This window comes from Fictibacillus phosphorivorans, from assembly GCF_001619875.1.
In the GTDB taxonomy this organism is placed as follows: domain Bacteria; phylum Bacillota; class Bacilli; order Bacillales; family Fictibacillaceae; genus Fictibacillus; species Fictibacillus phosphorivorans_B.
This window is the reverse complement of sequence record NZ_LRFC01000001.1, coordinates 570,766-590,459: the sequence shown is the minus strand read 5'-3', so window position 1 is coordinate 590,459 and position 19,694 is coordinate 570,766. Positions and strand designations below refer to the sequence as shown.

The 19,694-nt window shown below is 39.6% G+C and carries 25 protein-coding genes, 1 riboswitch and 1 other annotated feature; of the genes, 9 read left to right on the top strand and 16 right to left on the bottom strand.

What is annotated here, in order from left to right; genetic code table 11:
* Window positions 1–26: 26 nt before the first annotated feature.
* From AWM68_RS03035 to AWM68_RS03020, 4 genes are all read right to left on the bottom strand, one after another.
* Entirely contained in the window at window positions 27–509 is a 483-nt protein-coding gene (locus AWM68_RS03035) for a DUF5662 family protein (protein ID WP_066236705.1), read from the bottom strand.
* A gap of 193 nt (window positions 510–702) precedes the next feature.
* Window positions 703–984, bottom strand: a complete 282-nt coding sequence (locus tag AWM68_RS03030; protein WP_066236703.1) for a hypothetical protein — start codon at window positions 982–984, stop codon at window positions 703–705.
* A gap of 51 nt (window positions 985–1,035) precedes the next feature.
* The gene (locus AWM68_RS03025; RefSeq protein WP_066236701.1) at window positions 1,036–1,950 is read right to left on the bottom strand and encodes an aminoglycoside phosphotransferase family protein; all 915 of its coding nucleotides are present in this window, start codon (window positions 1,948–1,950) and stop codon (window positions 1,036–1,038) included.
* 12 nt (window positions 1,951–1,962) lie between these two features.
* Window positions 1,963–2,736, bottom strand: a complete 774-nt coding sequence (locus tag AWM68_RS03020; protein WP_066236700.1) for a serine hydrolase — start codon at window positions 2,734–2,736, stop codon at window positions 1,963–1,965.
* A 161-nt stretch (window positions 2,737–2,897) separates the two neighbouring features.
* On the opposite strand from AWM68_RS03020, the gene AWM68_RS03015 reads away from it, so the two are divergent.
* Entirely contained in the window at window positions 2,898–3,836 is a 939-nt protein-coding gene (locus AWM68_RS03015) for a sigma-70 family RNA polymerase sigma factor (protein ID WP_231868353.1), read from the top strand.
* Between the two features lie 41 nt (window positions 3,837–3,877).
* Here the strand turns inward: AWM68_RS03015 and AWM68_RS03010 are convergent, their stop codons facing one another.
* Window positions 3,878–4,438 (bottom strand): AAA family ATPase, encoded by a 561-nt coding sequence (locus AWM68_RS03010; protein ID WP_066236696.1) that lies wholly within the window; start codon window positions 4,436–4,438, stop codon window positions 3,878–3,880.
* An 86-nt stretch (window positions 4,439–4,524) separates the two neighbouring features.
* On the opposite strand from AWM68_RS03010, the gene AWM68_RS03005 reads away from it, so the two are divergent.
* On the top strand, window positions 4,525–4,950 hold the full coding sequence (locus AWM68_RS03005; protein ID WP_066236694.1) for an NUDIX hydrolase: 426 nt from the start codon (window positions 4,525–4,527) through the stop codon (window positions 4,948–4,950).
* Window positions 4,947–5,258 (top strand): hypothetical protein, encoded by a 312-nt coding sequence (locus AWM68_RS03000; RefSeq protein ID WP_066236692.1) that lies wholly within the window; start codon window positions 4,947–4,949, stop codon window positions 5,256–5,258. The genes AWM68_RS03005 and AWM68_RS03000 overlap by 4 nt, the downstream gene beginning before the upstream one ends.
* A 38-nt stretch (window positions 5,259–5,296) precedes the next feature.
* On the opposite strand, the gene AWM68_RS02995 is transcribed toward AWM68_RS03000, so the two are convergent.
* The 4 genes from AWM68_RS02995 to AWM68_RS02980 form a co-directional block, all read right to left on the bottom strand.
* Entirely contained in the window at window positions 5,297–5,554 is a 258-nt protein-coding gene (locus AWM68_RS02995; protein ID WP_066236689.1) for a hypothetical protein, read from the bottom strand.
* The gene (locus AWM68_RS02990) at window positions 5,551–5,874 is read right to left on the bottom strand and encodes a hypothetical protein (protein ID WP_066236687.1); all 324 of its coding nucleotides are present in this window, start codon (window positions 5,872–5,874) and stop codon (window positions 5,551–5,553) included. The genes AWM68_RS02995 and AWM68_RS02990 overlap by 4 nt, the downstream gene beginning before the upstream one ends.
* Window positions 5,875–5,983: 109 nt before the next feature.
* Entirely contained in the window at window positions 5,984–6,187 is a 204-nt protein-coding gene (locus AWM68_RS02985; RefSeq protein WP_066236684.1) for a helix-hairpin-helix domain-containing protein, read from the bottom strand.
* A gap of 230 nt (window positions 6,188–6,417) precedes the next feature.
* Window positions 6,418–6,690, bottom strand: a complete 273-nt coding sequence (locus AWM68_RS02980) for a hypothetical protein (protein ID WP_066236682.1) — start codon at window positions 6,688–6,690, stop codon at window positions 6,418–6,420.
* A gap of 372 nt (window positions 6,691–7,062) precedes the next feature.
* Between AWM68_RS02980 and cyoE the strand changes: the two genes are divergently transcribed.
* The gene (gene cyoE / locus AWM68_RS02970; RefSeq protein WP_066236678.1) at window positions 7,063–7,977 is read left to right on the top strand and encodes a heme o synthase; all 915 of its coding nucleotides are present in this window, start codon (window positions 7,063–7,065) and stop codon (window positions 7,975–7,977) included.
* Between the two features lie 38 nt (window positions 7,978–8,015).
* Here cyoE and AWM68_RS02965 read toward each other — a convergent pair whose 3' ends face one another.
* Complete coding sequence (locus tag AWM68_RS02965; protein ID WP_066237462.1) at window positions 8,016–8,378, bottom strand: group I truncated hemoglobin; 363 nt, start codon at window positions 8,376–8,378, stop codon at window positions 8,016–8,018.
* 160 nt (window positions 8,379–8,538) lie between these two features.
* On the opposite strand from AWM68_RS02965, the gene map reads away from it, so the two are divergent.
* The gene (map, locus tag AWM68_RS02960; RefSeq protein ID WP_066236674.1) at window positions 8,539–9,285 is read left to right on the top strand and encodes a type I methionyl aminopeptidase; all 747 of its coding nucleotides are present in this window, start codon (window positions 8,539–8,541) and stop codon (window positions 9,283–9,285) included.
* Between the two features lie 334 nt (window positions 9,286–9,619).
* On the opposite strand, the gene AWM68_RS02955 is transcribed toward map, so the two are convergent.
* Window positions 9,620–10,861, bottom strand: coding sequence for an MFS transporter (locus AWM68_RS02955; RefSeq protein WP_066236672.1), 1,242 nt, complete (start codon window positions 10,859–10,861; stop codon window positions 9,620–9,622).
* Between the two features lie 149 nt (window positions 10,862–11,010).
* Here AWM68_RS02955 and AWM68_RS02950 point away from each other — a divergent pair, with 149 nt between their 5' ends.
* Complete coding sequence (locus tag AWM68_RS02950; RefSeq protein WP_066236670.1) at window positions 11,011–11,439, top strand: MarR family winged helix-turn-helix transcriptional regulator; 429 nt, start codon at window positions 11,011–11,013, stop codon at window positions 11,437–11,439.
* Window positions 11,440–11,480: 41 nt separating this feature from the next.
* Here AWM68_RS02950 and AWM68_RS02945 read toward each other — a convergent pair whose 3' ends face one another.
* The gene (locus AWM68_RS02945; protein WP_066236668.1) at window positions 11,481–12,344 is read right to left on the bottom strand and encodes a 5'-methylthioadenosine/S-adenosylhomocysteine nucleosidase; all 864 of its coding nucleotides are present in this window, start codon (window positions 12,342–12,344) and stop codon (window positions 11,481–11,483) included.
* A gap of 152 nt (window positions 12,345–12,496) precedes the next feature.
* A riboswitch (purine riboswitch) is annotated at window positions 12,497–12,600 on the bottom strand.
* Window positions 12,601–12,861: 261 nt separating this feature from the next.
* Between AWM68_RS02945 and AWM68_RS02940 the strand changes: the two genes are divergently transcribed.
* The gene (locus tag AWM68_RS02940) at window positions 12,862–13,158 is read left to right on the top strand and encodes a hypothetical protein (RefSeq protein WP_066236666.1); all 297 of its coding nucleotides are present in this window, start codon (window positions 12,862–12,864) and stop codon (window positions 13,156–13,158) included.
* Window positions 13,159–13,178: 20 nt separating this feature from the next.
* On the opposite strand, the gene AWM68_RS02935 is transcribed toward AWM68_RS02940, so the two are convergent.
* The gene (locus AWM68_RS02935) at window positions 13,179–13,724 is read right to left on the bottom strand and encodes a GNAT family N-acetyltransferase (protein WP_066236664.1); all 546 of its coding nucleotides are present in this window, start codon (window positions 13,722–13,724) and stop codon (window positions 13,179–13,181) included.
* A 129-nt stretch (window positions 13,725–13,853) separates the two neighbouring features.
* On the opposite strand from AWM68_RS02935, the gene AWM68_RS02930 reads away from it, so the two are divergent.
* A complete protein-coding gene (locus AWM68_RS02930) occupies window positions 13,854–14,933 on the top strand; it encodes a nitric oxide synthase oxygenase (RefSeq protein WP_066236662.1) in 1,080 nt (359 codons plus the stop codon).
* Between the two features lie 108 nt (window positions 14,934–15,041).
* Entirely contained in the window at window positions 15,042–15,965 is a 924-nt protein-coding gene (locus tag AWM68_RS02925; protein WP_066236660.1) for a S66 peptidase family protein, read from the top strand.
* Window positions 15,966–16,023: 58 nt separating this feature from the next.
* Here the strand turns inward: AWM68_RS02925 and tyrS are convergent, their stop codons facing one another.
* The 3 genes from tyrS to AWM68_RS02910 form a co-directional block, all read right to left on the bottom strand.
* Window positions 16,024–17,268 (bottom strand): tyrosine--tRNA ligase, encoded by a 1,245-nt coding sequence (tyrS, locus tag AWM68_RS02920; RefSeq protein WP_066236659.1) that lies wholly within the window; start codon window positions 17,266–17,268, stop codon window positions 16,024–16,026.
* A 405-nt stretch (window positions 17,269–17,673) separates the two neighbouring features.
* Window positions 17,674–17,906: a binding site (T-box leader), on the bottom strand.
* Between the two features lie 8 nt (window positions 17,907–17,914).
* Window positions 17,915–18,427, bottom strand: coding sequence for a MarR family transcriptional regulator (locus tag AWM68_RS02915; RefSeq protein ID WP_066237460.1), 513 nt, complete (start codon window positions 18,425–18,427; stop codon window positions 17,915–17,917).
* A 98-nt stretch (window positions 18,428–18,525) separates the two neighbouring features.
* The gene (locus AWM68_RS02910; RefSeq protein WP_066236657.1) at window positions 18,526–19,635 is read right to left on the bottom strand and encodes a DUF3626 domain-containing protein; all 1,110 of its coding nucleotides are present in this window, start codon (window positions 19,633–19,635) and stop codon (window positions 18,526–18,528) included.
* Window positions 19,636–19,694 lie beyond the last annotated feature (59 nt).

The window sequence follows — 19,694 nt, the reverse complement described above, 5'->3', positions numbered from 1 at the left end:
TGAATTTTGATCATTCAGGTCCTTAGTTATGTGGCCTTACTATTTTTATTTTCCATTTTCATTTTTCGAATAAAGAATTCACACTCTCTCCTTGTATCTGGGTGCAGAATTACTTTTTCAGTCTGCAAGTTCAGAATAAGCCGTTCGGAAATATTGGTGTCTGTCCTTTTTCTTCCCCATTTTCTTGATAAAGAACGATAATCACAGATCATTTCGAATATGTATTTTCTCGGAATAGGAACGGCTTCTCTTTTAACCTGATCAACAACCCAATAGTTCCAATGATGTTTATTATGATGCTGATGATGCAGCCAGGCTTTCTGCCATTCAACCTCATCCACCTTTTTGTTCGAGTAAAACTTCCTGGCATATGGAAAGAACTCAACAGGATGAAACTTAGATATATCATGTGTGAATGCTTGTAAGTATAGCCCTTCTCTCCAGCATTCTATGAAAACATTTAATTTGTGTTCGATGATGTATAGAAAGTACTTCCAATAAGCTGACAATGTTCTTCACCAACTAGCTTAATAGTTTGTCTATAAAGTAAATAAGAAATGACATGATCAATAGTTCAACGGAAAGAATGTAAACTTTTCTTAATAAAGGCCCCTTGTACCTTTCTTTTTCAAATAGAACAAAACACAATACAATTGCCGCGGCTGTAAAAAAGCTATCTAGAATGGTCAAAGTAATGTTCTCCTAGCCAATATACGTCGTCACGATGATAAAGAGGAAAATGACAAAAAAGTATGAGCCTGTTCCAATCACTTTGTTCTTATTACCTAGTAACTGATCAAACCATGTATCGCATATTCTAAAGATTACAATGATACTTAAAATAAGCGGGATAAAAAGTAGAAGATTGTTTCGTATTACAGTGTAATTTACGAATTGTAGGCCAGAAAAAACGACTAAGAGACTTAACAGCTCTCCGATGTTATTTTTGCCGCGCTTAAAGAAAAAGCTTTTTAACCTTCTCATCAAACCATCCCCTTTTCAATCACATATTAGTGAAAGAAATATCAATCTCTTTTAAAAGCTTCTTCTTAAATTGTATGTATCACACAGGTCTCTAAATAAATGAATGGTCCTGAAAAAATTCTCGCTGTAATTGCCATCTTCCACCGTCCAGCAGGTTGCTAATACAGCATGAGAATACGTTCTTAATAAAACCCTCTCTTTGTCTAAATTTAAATTCTCTACGAAAATATCAATTCTTTTTTCTGTAATCTTTTCCACTTCATTTTCTGGCAATTTATTGAGAAGATATTGCACCACTTCGTATTCACGGTCGCCAATCAACCCCTTTGGATCAATCGCAACCCATGATTCCTCACTCTTCAAAATGTTGTAATGATGAAGATCTCCATGAAGTAAATACTGCTTATCGATTGACGCGTTTAGATGTGCAAAAATGTGCAGCGCCTCTTCAATCGTTTCTTTTGGGATAGGACCATAGCCATTGTTTTTGTAAATTCTTTTCAGGCTATTTTCTCGATCTAATGCTGTCGGAAGATTCGAGTGAAGTGGTGCTGGAATCATGTTTTTCTTCATAACGTTTGCAGCAATTTGGGTTGCATCTTCGTCATCCTGTAATTCGGCCAATGTATGCCCTGGGTCCAACCGTTCTAAAATCATAATCCCGCGTTCTACTTCATACTCCAACACTTTAACAATGCTTTTTCCTTTCATCAGCTGAAGCGCTTTTTGTTCAGCTTGGAATTTATGACGGGAAAGCACGATTTTCACAACTACCTCTTTACCATCATTTCGGATAGCAGGAGCAACAAAATTGTATGAAAGGGCAAACGGTGTTTGAATCTTTAGATGATAGCGCTTTTCGCAGTCTGTAATCAACTGTTCAAAATTCTCCAGCCACGCTGAAGCTTTGTCTCCGTGGATGCCTTTTATCGTCTTAATAAATGTTTCAGGAAGTATTCCGCTCATTCCATTTCCCCTTTAGATAATTACTTTTCTTTGTTTGTTGTATTCTTTGTACAGTAACTTTATAGACTCTACTATTCTTTCATCTGAATAGGTGTCTGTATAACGATTAGGAAGACCACTTGCACCTAGTACATAGAGAAAAGGATGTTGATTAAATTCACCTAGCAGTCCGATATCCACTACCAGATTATCTAGGCCTCCACTCATATGATTCAAATAATGGTCTGGGATACCTTCAAGATGATCTATAGGACGCACAAGCCCATTCACAATGGGTTTCCATATTTCAGGATCTGTTTGATAACCTGAATAAATCGAACTTAATACCTTAAGTATTTGTCCAATTTCACCTTTATTTTCTAAGTCTCTTGGATTGGATGTGATCTGTATATTGTTATAAGTTCTATTAATTTCATAATTCATCTTTTCCCACCCACCGCAAAATTTAACTATACTATTGGCAGCCATACTATCGTGGCAAGCGATCATTACTTCAACGAGATCACCTAAAGGAATAGAATCTCTATCTTGGAAATGGGGATAAAACATAGCACTATTTTCTTCTGGGTCGAGCTGATACTCCTCAATCATATCATCCCAATGGTACATACCGTTTTCTACCCATCTAGCCACGCAGAAGCCAACAATAACTTTGGCGGCTGAAGCTAAAGGTAAAATTAATTCAGGATTTAATGAAAGTGCAATTTTCTTTTGTTTAGTTGAATAGATAATTATACCTACTTGATCTGTTTTAACGTTTTTTAGTGTTTCAAGTACTTTATGCATATACCTTTCACTCCTTCATAATTCACATTGTAACTTTTATCCAATTCAGCTACCACATTTCCCTTTCAACTTCTCCCAAAAAAATTTCTGTAAAAGCGTATAATTAACAGTAGAGATTTCGTTGTACATAGTGAAAGGTAAAAATGAAGGGAGTTTTTTATTTGTCACAATCTACAACCAACACACTACATGCTCAATCTAATGAACTTCGCCAAAGATTTGATAAAGAGATTCAGGAATTCAGTGACGCTTTATGGAAATATTGCAGATATCTCACTGGTTCCCCATGGGATGGCGAAGACTTGTTCCAAGAGACAATGCTTAAAGCACTTGGCGGTTTATATACGAGGTGGCAACCTACTAATCTTAAGTCCTATCTTTATCGAACGGCCACAAATGCCTGGATTGACCATTGTCGTAGAGAAAAGCGATCTCTCGGTGTTTTAGATGAAGAACATGAACCGATTGAAGAGTTTGCGGACTCACTTGACTTAGTAGAAGCGCTCGAAAAGCTTTATGAACTTTTTACACCAAGGCAGACTGCTGTATTTTTGTTGATGGAGATCTTTCGCTTTAAAGCTGAAGAAGTGGCGAGTATCATTAAGACGACTCCTGGAGCTGTTTATGCTACAACTCGCAGAATGAAAACAAAGCTTCAAGAGAATAAGCACGCACCTAGAAAACCAAAATCCAAAGAAACACCAGAAAAATCAAAGGTTATTCAAGCTTACTTGAACGCATTTAACGATGGTGATTTAGAAGGAATGCTCTCACTAATCAGTGATCATGCTCATTACGAAGCATCGTTAGGCTTTTTAGAAGTGAACAAGAACGAAATACGCGAGGGCTCTCTCGCATATGGCCTGCCAGGTCATCAGGCTATCCAGTTACTATTATGGGGTAAACCAGTTATCGTTGTGCTCGCTTCATCAGATCAAGGTCCACTCATTCATGACATTCAATATCAAGAAGTGGAAAACAACCAAATTGTCTATCACAGAAGCTTTTTCTTTAGAAAAGAGTTCATCGTGGCTGCTGCAGAAGAACTAGGGTATGCACCGCAGTTAGTCAAGCCACCATTGAATTGGGAAAATGAGTAACCACATTATAAGACATAAAAAAGGACCCATTCAGGTCCTTTTTATAGGTTAAATGTTGCCTTAATCTGTATTCCTACTTCTTCAGCACTTAAATGTGTATTATTTATTCGCAGGTAGTTTTTCTTTTGAATCTCTCCATCATGAGAGTTCAACCTGTATTTATCCATAGATGTTTTTAGGTCATTCTCTGACCATTCAATATTTCGTTTCGTCGGCTTGTGTTCAAGTCGATGTGGCGTAATGTTTCGTTCGAGTCTAGTATGTAAATCCGACTCTAGTTCCACAAAGAAAATCTCTGCTCCTTCTTGCTCAAACACCTGACACACATTCTCAACAAAGTCCCAGTCACTTTGAAAGTTGAACGCCCATACATATGTAAAAATCATTCCATATTGATTACTCTTAGCAAACGCCTCAAAAATTTCAGAGCGGAATAAATTGACCAACCTTTTTCCCTCTTTTGACCCATAATCAAAAAAAGGAGTAACAAGATCAATGGTCATATGATTGTGAAAGAGTTTCAAATCTGTCAACTTCTCTAATTCATGTCCGACTGTCATTTTTCCCACAGCTTGTGGTCCAAATAATAATACGAGTTTCATTTCTTCACCCCGAAAATGATAAAATCTGTATTCCCATATGCTACTATGAAAAAGAAAAATATTCCATAAGAATCGGGGATCTAAAGATGACACTAGAAAACGAGATTCATGTTGTAGTAAAAGCTGTTATCGAAGCAGAGGAGAAAGTATTAATCGTAAAACGTTCAGATGATGACGAGATCGGAGCGGGAACATGGGAATTCCCTGGTGGTAAGATTGAGTTTGAGGAAGAGATTGAAGCTGCACTCATTCGTGAAGTGAAGGAAGAAACCGGCCTTTCGGTAACTGTCGATCACATCTTGTACGCCACATCTTTCTTTACAGATCCTTTGAGAAAAGTAGTATTAATCACGTATTTCTGCCAGTCCTCTTCCTCAGATGTCTTGTTGTCTGAAGAACATTCGAATTATATGTGGGTTTTAAAAGAAGAAATGCGGAACTTGCTTCCTGTTGCTATCTTAGGTGAATTAGAAAAAGTAAAATTCCTTCAATCTTTATCCGTTAATCAATGAAAAAGAGAACAGAGATTAAAATTTTTTTGTCGATAGCCATTATTTTTATCGCATTACACCTATCACCACAACTTGCTTTACGTACCCACGTGTTTTTTATGGGATATCCTATTAAAGCAATTGTTACCGAGATAGAAGAAGATAAACTGGTGAGTAAGGATGATAAGGAAGAATTTGAGCGAGCCAACAAGAAGGTTTACCTCTTAACAGATCCTCCTGTTGAAAAAGCCACACAGGGGGAACTCAGAAGATATACAGTAAAGAAAGTATGGTTGCTTTATTTTGCTGAGTTTTTGGGTGAGGGATAATATACAAAAAGTTGGTCCCTGACGAGGACCAACTTTTACTATTGTATTTGTGGCTCGTGTAATTCGGCTAGATAGATCGAACCAAAAAATGCTGCTATTATCATTGATACACCTAGCCAGATTGGCACAGTTTTCTTATCAAGACCTATTTTATAAAATCCCCAGATCAGGATACCTACTGTAACACCTGATAATAAAGCATATTGCCATACTTCCCAGGTCTTTGGAATAAAGAATTTCATAATAGGGCCAACAAGCATAAATAAAGCAAAGATAATAGGGAAACGCAAAGTCATCGGTTAATGGCCTCCTTTTCACGACCATCTTTTATAAGAAAAACAAACGTGTTAAAGACAGATAACCCTACAATAGCCATCCACATATAAAATGAAATCTCGTCACCACCTAGGTTATAATCGTCGACGATATAACCTGATGCGGTCAATGTAATCGTTGGAATAATCAAACAAATTAATGTAATGCTGTAGAAACTGAAATGATTAAGAAACTTATTTTTTCTTTGAATACTTATCGCAGCTAATACTATGAAAAGAATAATAATGAATGCTATAAAAATCGGACGTAAGTAAATAAATTCTGGGTATGGATCATTCATGGTTTGTCCCCCGTTATTTCATTTTGCTGGACTTATAATCAAATTTAAGAAGTCCCTCAACATCGATATTAATTTTCAAACCTGTTGATATTTTGTATATAGCACTTTCTTACTTTTTAATCGATAGTCCTTTTTCTTCTAGTGCATCCAGCAGCTGTTTCAATGCTTTTGGACCCATTCCGTGTAACTTCATAAGGTCTGTTTCAGTCCAATCAGCTAATTGTTCGAGGGAAACGATCCCCGCAGAAGCAAGTGCTCGTTGAGCAGGTTTTGCTAATTTTGTCGGAAAGTTTGTGTTTTCGTCATGCGGCATGCTCTCACCTCTTTAATGCATTTAGTTGTTATTCACTTTTTAATAAACGGCATACCTCTTTGGTTTATAGCAATCATAAAAAAACTTTCTGAGATGAACAATAACCGAAAATTTAAAAATGCATGCGTAAATTAATTTCACGTTCACGTTAATTACATTAATTTCACATTAATCTCAATATATTCAAGCTATACCCAAAAATTTCACGTTAGCTATGTATCAGCTACCTATCAGGCACTCCCACTATCTTTCGAGTGAGCCGGGTGCAAATACTTTGTAAAATACGCACCTAACAGCAGCAACCCTATTGTGCTTACCCAGCTCCAAATGCCAAGGAAATCAAACCAGTATGCCAAAAGGTTCGTAATCGCGACTAAAAAGAAACAGATTGATGTTAAAGCTGTTTTCAATCCGGTTATACCCTGTGCCTTTCTTTGCCGAACTACATATATTATCGAGAAGATCAGGGATACCAGAACAAGAACAGATAAGATGGATTCCATGTGTACTTCACTCCCATTAACTATCTAGCTAATAATACGACAAATAGAAACGAAATGTTTCAAAATTTTCCAAATGACAACTTTAGTCTCATATTTGTTTTTTTCGAATGGTTTACTACTATTGGTCGAGTAAATCCCGTTTTTATTAAGCAGCAGCAAAAATTCCAGACACCTCAAGCGTCGTAAGCGTTTGTATCACATTTCCATCACACAACCCTCACAAAACGTTCACAAAAGTCTTTTGTAATGTGTCACCAGGTGTTCTATTATTTGTACTGGGAAAAGATTTAGTGCTTTAATAGAGGTGGATTTAAGGTTACACTATATGGATAATATAGAGAGAGAAATATTGTGAAGATGGTGTCTTATAGTATGGAGAGAACTGTTAGTTTAGAAAAACAAAAACGGTCAGAGGTCTTGTCACAAACGGTAAAAACAGGGATTATTAAATCAAACCTTGTTCCCATGTTTGCGGGACTTACACTGGCTTTATATACGTACGATATCGATCCTGGCACGAAGATTTTAGATGTCCTTTTTGTTTTGATCGGTACGATTTTAGTCATTGGTGCTGCCGGTACGTTTAACAACGTTTACGACCGGGACATCGATGCCATTATGGAACGAACAAAAGGAAGACCTACTGTTACGGGCGAGATTAACATTAAATCAGCCATAACACTTGCTTCTGTTATGGCTATACTTGGAATTTGTGCGCTCGCATTCACAACGCCGCTTGCTGCAGTGCTGGGTTTTCTTGGTCTGTTCTTTTATGTCGTTCCCTATACAATGTGGACGAAGCGCAGAACAATCTACAACACAGAAGTCGGCAGTATTTCTGGAGCAATGCCTCCGCTAATTGGCTGGGCGGCAATGACTGGTACTCTTGCACATCCAGCAATCGTAGCATTATTCATCATCCAGGTGATCTGGCAAATGCCACACTTTTATGCGATTGCGATTCGACGTCACGATGAATACAAAGCGGCTCGAATCCCAATGCTTCCTGTCGTAAAAGGTATAAAAAGAACATACACGCAAACCAATATCTATCTCGTGCTCTTAAGTTTAACTAGCTTTTTATTTCTGCCATTAAGCTTAGGTTTAACGTTAGTTGCCCTGCTCATGAACGTTGGCTGGCTCGTGCTCAGCATCTATGGTTACAAGAAAAACAAAGATTCAGAGAAATGGGCAAAGCTCCTTTTCATCTATTCTCTTATTCATATGACAATCTTGTTTTCAACAGTAATCGTCTACTCGCTTGTTGGGATCTTTATACTGAAATAAAAAATGCTCAGAGTTTGCTCTGGGCATTTTTTTCGTTCCTATTTATAGAGAATATCATCCTTTAAAGTAGCGACTTTCGACAGTGCTGTTTGGATATCAGCTTCTGGTACTCCAAAATGAGCGAGTGCGTCATGCAGATGTGTGGCAATGCTATTGAAATGTTCAGGCTGAAGGTTTAAGCCTTCATGCGCTTTTGCCATAGATTTTCCACTATATTGCTTAGGGCCACCTAACGCAAAACTGATGAATTTGGTTTGGTGACTTTTTTGTTTTTCCATATCGGTATGTTCAAAGAAATGATTAACAGATTCATCCTTTAAAACGAGCTCATCATAAAAATAATCGACTACCTTCGAGACGGCTTCTTCCCCGCCAACTTTTTCATAAAGAGTTTGTTCCATGATTATGTCTCCTTTACCTGTTTGTTCGTTCTCTTCTTCAATCATAACCTAATTACCAGATTATAAATCCTTCTAAAGTTGTAAATCTCAAACTTTGGTGATAAAGCACCACCCATGTATAATAAACGTTATATCATTTAAAAGTTAAGAGGGATAGAACATGATCCATTTTAAATCTGCTCGAGAGATTGAGCTTATGCATAATGCGGGCAAGCTTTTAGCCTCAACCCACCGGGAGATCGCTAAACTCATTAAGCCTGGTATTACAACACAAGAAATTGACGAGTTTGTTGAAAAATTCTTAGCTGAACATGGGGCAACACCAGAGCAAAAAGGATTTCACGGCTACCCATACGCAACATGTGCTTCTATAAATGATGAAATCTGCCATGGTTTCCCGCGCAAGCAACCTTTAAAAAAGGGAGACATCGTGACGATAGATATGGTTGTAAATCTTCGTGGAGGATTAGCAGACTCAGCTTGGACGTATGCTGTCGGAAGCATTTCGCCTCAAAAACAAAAATTGCTCGACGTTACGAAAGAATGTCTTTATAAAGGAATTGAGCAAGCTTTTGTCGGAAACCGCCTTGGGGATATCGGACACGCGATTCAGACCTACGCTGAGAGAGAAGGTTTTTCCGTTGTTCGCGATTTTACGGCTCATGGGATCGGGCCAACTCTTCATGAAGATCCACAAATTACGCACTATGGTGAACCAGGAAAAGGTCTGAAACTTAAAGAGGGCATGGTTATCACGATTGAGCCGATGATCAATGAAGGTGCATGGCAGAGTAAGATGGATATGAACGGCTGGACCGCCCGGACAATAGACGGCAAGCTTTCCGCTCAATACGAGCACACACTTGCCATTACGAAGGATGGTCCGATTATTTTAACAGAGCAGTAAGCAAGTTCATCGGTACTCATTTCGCACACCTGAATGTCGATTTCTGCCGAGGATTGTAGACTCGTGGATATACGGCCAAAACTTTTGGATTCAAGACCAAAACTCGTGGATTGAATGCAGAAACTCGTGGATTCAGGACCAAAACTTTTGGATTCATCTTGCGAACGCGTGGGATTCACGAGTTGCCGGCCACTTTTCTGCTACCAAATGCTGCTTCAAAACCGTCCGGAATACCGCAAAGAAAAATCAGAACAGTTATGGTACCAAAACTGCCCAATCTTATAAAAAAGAGCTCTAAAAAAGCCTGTTCCTTACTCGGAACAGGCTTTTCTTATTAATGCGATGTATCCATTCGATCTACGTGCGCGAGATGCTTATAGTTCCACCCAATAAACACGATGGATAAGAATACGAATCCTGCAGCAATAAAAAACGGAACATGCACGTTAAAGATCTCGGCTAACTTGGCTGCCATATAGGGTGAGATCGCTGCGCCTAAAAAGCGGAGAAAGCTATATGCGGCTGATGCTGTTGAGCGCTCAACGGGTGCGGCTTCCATTACTGCAGTAGTGATGAGTGTGTTGGTGTTACCCAAGATAGCTCCAGCAAAAACAATGCTAGTTATGATTACCCATTGTGTCGATGTGAATAACCCCATTACAACAAGGTCTGCCACAAACAAAAATAACATCATGGCCATTGATTTCACGGTTCCAAATCTGCGCTCCAATTTTGGTGCCATAAAAACAGAAGTAATCGCGAGGAGTGTTCCCCATCCTAAAAAGACATAACCTAACCCTTTTGGATGAAGGCCCATCACGAATGGCGCGAATGCCATAATCGTAAAGAAGCCGATGTTATAAAGTGCCGCTACGATTCCGAGTACCAAAAGAGAGCGGTGCTTCATCGCTTTAAAGGGCGCAGATAAAGGGGTCTTCTTCTTAATAGCAACAACGTGCGGATTGGGTTTAGGCATTAAAAGCATCAGAATCAAGAAAGCCAAAGCCATTAAGACAGATACACCTATAAAAGGTGCTCGCCAAGTTATAGAACCCAAAGTACCACCGAGCAACGGACCGATTGAAATGCCGAGACCCACTGCTGCTTCATACAAAATGATTGCTTTGGCGGTCCCGCTGCTTGACACGGAGACGATTGCAGCAAGAGCCGTTGCCACGAACAATGCGTTTCCAAGTCCCCATCCTGCACGAAGTCCGACAAGGGTCCATATGTTATCGGCAAAACCACCAAGTGCAGAAACCGTTGCGATAATGAGCACTCCTGTCAAAAGGGTCCCCTTATTTCCAAGTCGCGATGAAACTGTACTTGTAATTAACATCGCAAACGCCATTACAGCATTATAGCTTGTATAAAGCAGTGTCACTTCACTAGGTGATGCCTGCAGGTTGTCAGCTATTGTAGGCAGTACAGGGTTTACAAGCCCCATGCCCATGAAAGCCGTGATACATGCGAAAAAAACAGCCCATACAGAGATCGGCTGATGAAATAGACTTTGTTTATCTAAAGTAACTCCCGAAACTTTTGCCGAGCCAACGGTTTGTGTGTTCGATGCCATTCTCACATCTCCTTACATGTAATTGTATAATACAACTACATTATTGTATAATACAACTATATGCGTGTCAATGCGTAGAGACGTTGTTTAGAGTAACCTTCTTCGGTTATCATGAAGATAGAAGCTTTGAACGAAAAGGTGGAAAAAAGATGGGAAATCCCCTATTAGAAAAAATTGAACTAGAGATGGCAGTACTCGTTCGCCGCGTTACATCCATCACCTCAAAAAATAAGATCGGTAATCTAGATAGATCTGCCTATCTCCTCATGCACGAATTGTCAGTGGAGGGCCCATCGGGTGTGAAAACACTTGCGGAAAATTTACAGCTCGATACGTCTACTGTAAGCCGTCAAGCAGCGTCACTCGAGAAAAAAGGATATGTGAGCAAAATACCAGATCCAACTGACCGCCGTGCCTATTTCCTTCAACTAACCGAATCAGGTACGAGTGATTTTAACGAATATAAAAAAGCTCGATTGGATCGATTTGAGATTTTAACGGAGGATTGGACGGACGAGGAACGGAAGCAGTTTGGCAACTTGCTGAAAAAGTTTAATCAAGCGATCTCCGAAAAATAAACCCCGCTGAAGCAAGTTCAGCGGGGTTTTTCGAACACGGATTATTTACCTTTTTTCATAGAAATGTATTGTTTAACGACTTCATACACATAGTCTTGGTTTGCAGCAGCAGTTGTCGGATCGTATTTGCCGCCGTTTGTTTTGTTGTTCGAAAGTACGCGGATTCCTAAGAACGCAACATCATATGCTTTGGAAATTTGTGCAGCTGAAGCGCCTTCCATCTCTTCTACTGACGTGCCAAAGTTCTCATGGAACCATTTGATGCGATCCACTTCATTGTTCCAAACATCTGCAGAACCGATTGTCCCTTCAACGACTTTACCTTTTGTATATTTGTCCTTTACCGCATGAGCTGCCGCTAGCAGCTCTTCGTCTCCTTCGAAGTAACGCGCTTTTTCAGCATTCGGATCTTCTCCAGCACTACCTTCAGATGCCATTAAGTCCATTGGAATCCAAGATGTTGGGTGGATCCCTTCGTTTGATTCTTTATGAGGCGTTTTTAATGAACCTAAATTTACTGTGCGCTTGCCAAGGACGATATCAAACACGTTTAAACTTGGATCATGTCCACCAGACGTTCCTTGGTTGATGATGGCAACTGGCTTGTATCTTTCAATCGCAATGGCTGTTGCCGCTGCTGTGTTCTCCATTCCCTTACCCGTTTTAGCAACGATTACCGGATAGTTATCAAGCGTTCCTTTGTAAAATACAAAGTTTCCTGACTTCTCTTCTTTTACATTCTTTAAACGCTTTGCAAAATTCTCCGCTTCAATCGGCATCGGTCCTTGAATGATAATCGGTTTTTTCGACTCTTCTTTTCCTGCTGCAGTTTGGTTAAAGTTGAACCCTGCAAGTGCTGATAAAAATAGTATCGCAGCGATTGCAATCAAACCGTATTTCTTCATTATGTACTCTCCTCCAGGTGTCGTATTTCACTCGAAATGTTCAAATAAAAAGGTCTAGAGTGTAGAATGCGTTCTACCTCTAGACCTATTGAGTCAAAGTATAGTAATTAGCGGATGCCTAATCACAGCGCTGCGAGACAGAAAAACTGAACCAACAATTTACTTTAACTCGTAGTCCAGTTCTTTCATTGGGAACCGGGTAGAAACACTCAGACCTTATTACCGAGCATATACGAGTAATTCGTTTTTTATTATACTACCTTGATAATATAACAACATAAGTAACTATTTTCAACTAAAAACTTAACTTTAAGTATATAAAATTATTAAAATGTTCGTTTTTAAAGGAAAATCATTTGATTGATCAAACTAAAACAAGTGGTTCTTTAATTACTCTCTGCTTCAACAAAGTGAATTACAAAAACATTTATCGAGAGTACAATAATAATATACTTCCAAATTAAACTAGTTTAACCATCTACCATTCTTTACTCTAATAATAAGTGAGGATATTAAAATGCACATTCAAACAAAATCCAAAATTAAAGTCTTTTTGCACTTTTTAGCCCCATTCATGCTATTTGTATTAATGGGTATAGATCTACAGGAAAGTTTTCAAGTGAGTTTCAAACAACTAACAGCTAGAGATTTCTTGCAGTTAATTGTGTTACTAATGGTAAAAACAATTTGTGCGATCGTAGTGATTGATACGTATGTAAAGCATGATGAAATGAAAGCGCGAGAAAAGAATGGGTTGATTGTAATCGCTATTATCAGTGCATTAATACTAGCATTTGTCCTTTCTGCTATTTAATCTTCTTAGCAATGTTCGTTTTAGGTAAGATCACCTTTTAAGATGGAGTATATTAAAAGATCATCAAACTTTCCGCACGTATATTCATAGTGTCTAAGCAAACCTTCCCTCACGAAGCCGGTCTTCTCTACCAGCATTTGTGATGAAGTATTACCTGGTTCAATAAGCGCCTCGATCCGTTCTAGCTCCATATGTTTAAAGCCAAACTTCACAACAGCTTCTAACGCTTCTGAAGCAATTCCTTTTCCCCAATATTGTTTGCTCAGTTCAAATCCCACTTCAGCTCGAAAATGCTTTGGGGCTCTATTTAAGAAACCACAGCTTCCGATCACTTTACCGGAATTTCTTAGCGTAATTCCCCACCTCACACCTGAACCTTCTTTTACAATAGATTGATACCACTGAATTTCACTTTGTACGTCTTCAACGGTTTGGTAAGGTTCAAGTCCCATATGTTTGACTACGTCAGGATCAGACAAATAAGTAAGCATGTCTTCAGCATCTTTCAATGTTACTTCTCTTAAAATTAATCGTTCGGTTTCAATGATAGGAAACTTTTCTTGCATGAATGTTTCTCCCTTCGAATCTAATGTTTTTTCAAAAGCTTATGTACCTATTTTGTAACACTTAAATGCGGTATTTCCGTAAAAACTCGGCTATTATAAGAATACACTTATTTTGTTGGGGGCTTTACTTTGGAAACCAATCTTTTACATGAAGCAACGGAATTCATTACTTCCTGCTACATTGAATTAAATAAAACACAAGATGAAATTAAGAATAGGATCAACGAGATTACGAGTGAGATCCTTGAACAAGGTACATACAAACACACACATCTTGAATTAGAGTACGGTGCAAAAGTCGCTTGGCGTAACAGCAACCGCTGCATCGGGAGACTCTTTTGGGACCAGATGCATACATTCGACAAACGCCATCTGGAGACAGAAGAAGAAATCTTTCAAGCTATTATTGAGCACATGACGTATGCCACGAATAACGGGCGCATCCGTCCAACCATCACGATTTTCACACCTGAAACAGAGAATCACCGAGTTCGCATCTGGAACCATCAGATGATTCGTTATGCGGGGTATGTTGTAGAAGATGGTGTGATTGGTGATCCAGCATCCATTGAATTCACAAAAAAATGTATAGAGTTAGGTTGGGAACCAAAATACGGAAGGTTCGATATCCTTCCGATCGTGATCCAAATCAACAACAATCAGCCTAAATTCTTTGAACTGCCAGCATCGGCAGCACTTGAAGTAGAAATTCAACATCCGGAATACGAGTGGTTTCAAGATCTTCAGCTGAAATGGTACGGTGTCCCTTTCATTTCTGATATGAAACTTGAAATTGGCGGCATTCATTATACGGCAGCACCTTTTAACGGATGGTACATGGGAACGGAAATTGGCGCTCGTAACTTAGCAGATGAAGATCGATACAACATGCTGCCGCAGATCGCATCACTTATGGGGCTGGATACGAAAAGTTCCATCTCCCTTTGGAAAGATAGAGCACTCGTGGAACTGAACATTGCCGTGCTGCATTCGTTCAGAGAAGACGGCGTTAGTATCGTCGACCATCATACCGCAGCACAGCAGTTTAAGAAGTTTGAAGAAAAAGAATCAGAAAACGGCCGAAAAGTAACTGGAAACTGGGCTTGGCTCATTCCACCGATGTCTCCGGCCACCACCCACATTTTCCATAAGCCTTATAAAAATGAGATCATAAAGCCTAATTACTTTTATCAGCCTAAGCCTTACTAGGCCATGTTAAAACGTCCAAGAACGATTAGGACGTTTTTTTCATACCAAACTCTCTAACAAAATATAATGGTTAGAGGGTTTTTGGTTTGATGGAGGGAGTTGTGGTGTATGGCGATTAAACCGCGTCAATTGCAGCGGGGTGATACGATCGGAATTGTAACATTAGGCAGCCCGCTAGAGGCGAACATTATCAATGAAGGAATCAGCACATTAAGAAATATGGGGTTTCAAGTCATTGTTGGTGATTATGTATATACTGCTAACGGATTTTTAGCTGGAACGCCAGAGCAGCAGGCATCAGATTTAATGAAGATGTTTCAAAATCAGCAAGTAAAAATGATCCTGCCAACCCGAGGCGGTGTGGGCGTTGCGAGTATCCTTCCCTACTTGGACTTCAACATCATAAAAAGTAATCCAAAGATCGTTTCGGGTTATAGTGACATTACCATTCTGCTTAATGTCCTCTATCAATTTGCTGATCTAGTATCCTTTCAAAGCCTGATGCTTCTGGATTTCCGTCCAAGAACGCCACCTTATAACTACAATCAATTTTTTAACGCTGTTACCCAGTTAAGCGCACCGTGGACGATTAATAATCCACCGGAAATACCACTCGTTAGTAAAGTTCAGGGAAATGTTACAGGCCCTGTTGTTGGCGGCAATCTTACGTCATTTGTAGGCAGTTTAGGAACCCCTTACGAAATGGACACGAAAGGAAAAATACTATTGCTTGAAGATACACATGAGCCAGTTAATACGATTTTTCGGTATTTGAATCATTTGAAGCTCGCAGGTAAATTTGACGATTGTATCGGAATCATCATGGGTGAATGTACAGAATGCCAGCCGGCTTATGGAAAAACGTACGAAAATTTAATCGATGAATTTCTCGTTCCACTAGGGAAACCATTGATAACAAACTTGGCAAGTGCGCATGGTTACTATAAAGCAGCAGTCCCTCTAGGCGTAAACGTGAACATGAATACGTTTAACCGTACTCTTACCGTTACTGAACCGGCAGTTATTATATAACTCTTATTTAGTGAAAAACGACCACTTTTGGTCGTTTTTACATTTTTTCAACTCTACCCTATTTTGCGATCTTCACAAATTTTCTTTTCCCTACTTGAACAATCAAACCCTCATTAATTTGAACCACCAGATTCGTATCTTCCACTTTTTCACCATTGATTTTAACACCACGGTTGGCAATCATTCGGCGAGCTTCACTTTTTGACGTGAGCAGCTCGAGCTCAACAATTAGGTCAATAATAGATACTTCCTCTACACCATTCCACTTGATCACTGGAATCTCTTCAGGCATGGTACCTTGCTGAAACACAGTAATAAAATGCTTTTCGGCCGCTTCAGCTGCTTTCTTGCCATGGTACATCTTCACAATTGTATTGGCTAAAAGCATCTTCGCATCACGGGGGTGCATTTCCTCACTCGCGATATCACTCTTCAATCGTTGAAGTTCTTCAGGCGTGAAGTTTGTCACGAGTTCAAAGTATTTAATCATAAGCGAATCAGGAATAGACATCGACTTGCCGTACATTTCTTCTGGCGCTTCATCAATTCCAATGTAATTCTTTTTAGACTTCGACATCTTTTCAACGCCATCTAATCCTTCGAGTAGCGGCATCAACATGGCAACTTGTTTTTCTTTTCCGAACTTTTCTTGGTAGTGTCTTCCCATTAAAATGTTAAAATGCTGATCCGTTCCCCCGAGCTCAATATCACACTCCAACATGACTGAATCGTAGCCTTGCATGAGCGGGTAAAAGAACTCATGCAGCGAGATTGGTTTACCTGTTGAGATCCGCTCATCGAAATCGTCACGTTCTAGAAGCCGTGCCACCGTTATCTTTCCTGCAAGGTTAATCACATCTTCAAAGTTAAGCTGCGAAAGCCATTTAGAATTGTAATGAAGCTCGACCTTTTCCATGTCGACGATTTTACCGAATTGTTCGAAGTATGTCTTCGCGTTATGCTCCACTTCTTCTGTTGTTAGTTGCTTGCGCGCAACAGACTTGCCAGTCGGGTCGCCAATCTTTCCTGTAAAATCTCCAATGATCAGCTGGATGATATGACCGTTCTCTTGAAACTGTCTGAGTTTATTTAGGACCACCGTATGACCGAGGTGTACATCTGGTGCTGACGGATCTAGTCCAAGTTTGATTTTTAGCGGGCGGTTTTCAAGAATGGATTTCGCCACTTTTGCTTCTAGATCTTCAACAGGAATAATATCCTGAACCCCTTGGCTATAGAGCGCCATCTGCCTCTTTACTTCATTTCGTTGTTTATCTGTTAATTGTTCCATAACCTGATTCATCTGATTTTTCCTCCTTTGATTTAATAAAACTGTTGTCTAACCGTGTTTTTGTAAGCTTTTTTGATCTGTTGGTGGTTCATTTTTGCTTTATGGGACAGAAACCCTTTAAAAAGGAGCCACAAAAGTGTCACTAGGGTGAAAATTGAGTCTCGAAATGGGACTACTATCATACCTGGAGGGGTATCAGCACAACGAATTCGAGAATTTCAGGACTTAATTCAGCGAGTTTGGTACTTAATTCGGCGAGTTTCAGCTATAATTCAGCGAGTTTGGTACTTAATTCGGCGAGTTTTACCCATATATTGACGAGTTTACATAAATCGACAAATCCCGTGTACCCGATACCCCCTATCGCGTCTAATCCTCCTGGCCGTGAAATAATCAGCAAAAAGACCACATCCCAAACAAAGGGACGTGGTCTAACTATTACACGCGGTACCACCCTAATTGAAGAACACACGATTCTTCCTCTCAAAAAATAACGGTTTCCCGTTCTTTGCACCTGAACTCTAAAAGTCAAAAGCAAAGAAAGCTCATGGAAATGTAATTCACATGATCTTTGTTCCGGTTTTCACCCACCACCGGCTCTCTGGTTACAGGGAGATCCTTGCTACTTCGTTTCCAGTCATTGCATGTTTATATAAAATTAAAAGTTATTTTCTCGGATGACACGTCTAAGCATGCCCGATATTACTTTTTGCTCCTCAACCGTTAAGGAAGATACCACTTCAACTTCACCTTGATGGAACTGGGGATACAGCTCTTCCATCACTTTTCTGCCTTTATCCGTCAGCACGACACACGTGATGCGTCTGTCCCGATTATCCACTTTTCGATAGCAAAGCTCTTTTCTTTCTAATGTATTCGTAATGTTGCTGATCGTTGCTTTCGAAACCCCAGCAGACATGGCGAGCTTTTTCGTCTCTACCGATTCCCAGATCCAAAGATCGTACAAAATGGAAAAAGACGTCCATGATAGACCGTGTTTGGCCAAAACTTCCCGCTCCATCTTATTCCGCAATCCCTGTGCTGCACGGTAAAGATTGGTTACGACCGTAATAGCGTCCAAGTGGAGTGACTCGATGGGTGCTTTAGCTAATTTGTTGATGGTATCCTTTTCTTCCGGCAATAGTTCACCGAACTCATCAAAAGAATAGATGCTAACCACTCCTTAAAGTTTTCATAATCGTTAGCGTTGAAACGATATTAACAAAATTACAATATAAATGCAAGTTTGTTTTTTTCGTTTCTCTATTGTTAAGTTGTCCATTTTACCTTGTCACCATTATAGTGTGGTTTTCCAACCTTCACTAATACATGCCAAAGCAATTTCAATTCTTGAAGAACTTCACTATATGTTCCACGTTCGCTCCAAGCATCTGGATTTTGCTTCAGATCCATAATGGCACGGCCAATAACACTCGCATTAACCACATTATTTTTTGCGATTCTCTTTGCCAATGACGGCATTGCCGGACCTCTAAAATCAGGCGGAACCTCATCTACTGACAGTTCAAAGCCCATATGCCAATAAAGCTTAATAGCGTATTTCAAACATAGTTGTTCCAATGTTTTCCCCACTTCCGTATTCCGAAAAGAAGGATCAGCAACTAGCACTTCAACGTCTTTTTCCAAAGAAATTTCACCATGAACTTGCGCTTCAATATAATGATTAAGATTCCGAACGGCCTGTTGGTCTGCTAGATCAACCATTGGCTGATTTAAGTTTGAAAGAAGATGATGGATTAGTCTTCCTGGTGTGAGTTCCCGTTCACCGAGGGCAAAGTCTCTTGTAAATATCTCTACCAATAAAGCAGATAAAACCATATCGAACTGAGACAACGTTCCCTTTTCTTTAGGATCTTGATGAGAATCTAAATAGGTAAAGGTTGAGCGCTCGGAGACTTCAGGAGACAGCAGAAAATAACAAGAGCCAAAACGAGGAGCTGGTCCGTCTGGATGAAGCATCAAATTCAAAGCACCATACTTTGGACGTTGGCTATTTGTTGTCCCCTCCAACTGATACGCTCCTCCAAAAATTCTTTCTTCCCACGTATCACGCAATCCGCCAGGGTATGCTGAAACGCTTCCGTTCGAAAGCTGCGTTTCGAACTGGCTTTTATAAACGCTGTCCAGCAATAAAGCTTCGGCAACCGTTCTTAAATCCGAATTTGGTCGATCTGGATGAAAGTGCAAAGCGATTCTTGCGTTCTTTTTTATTTTCAATACAGCTTTTTCGTATAATTCGACTGAGATATTCCCCATTTTTAAAATGTGTTCTATAGTCTCACACGCTTCCTCTTTATGTTTTTTAGCATACTCTTCAAAGAACTGGATAGCTGCACGTTGTGATCGAGAAAGTTTCATAAGCACTGGTTCTCCTTTAATGATTTCTTCAGCTATTCGCCATAGTTTTGTTTTATCCT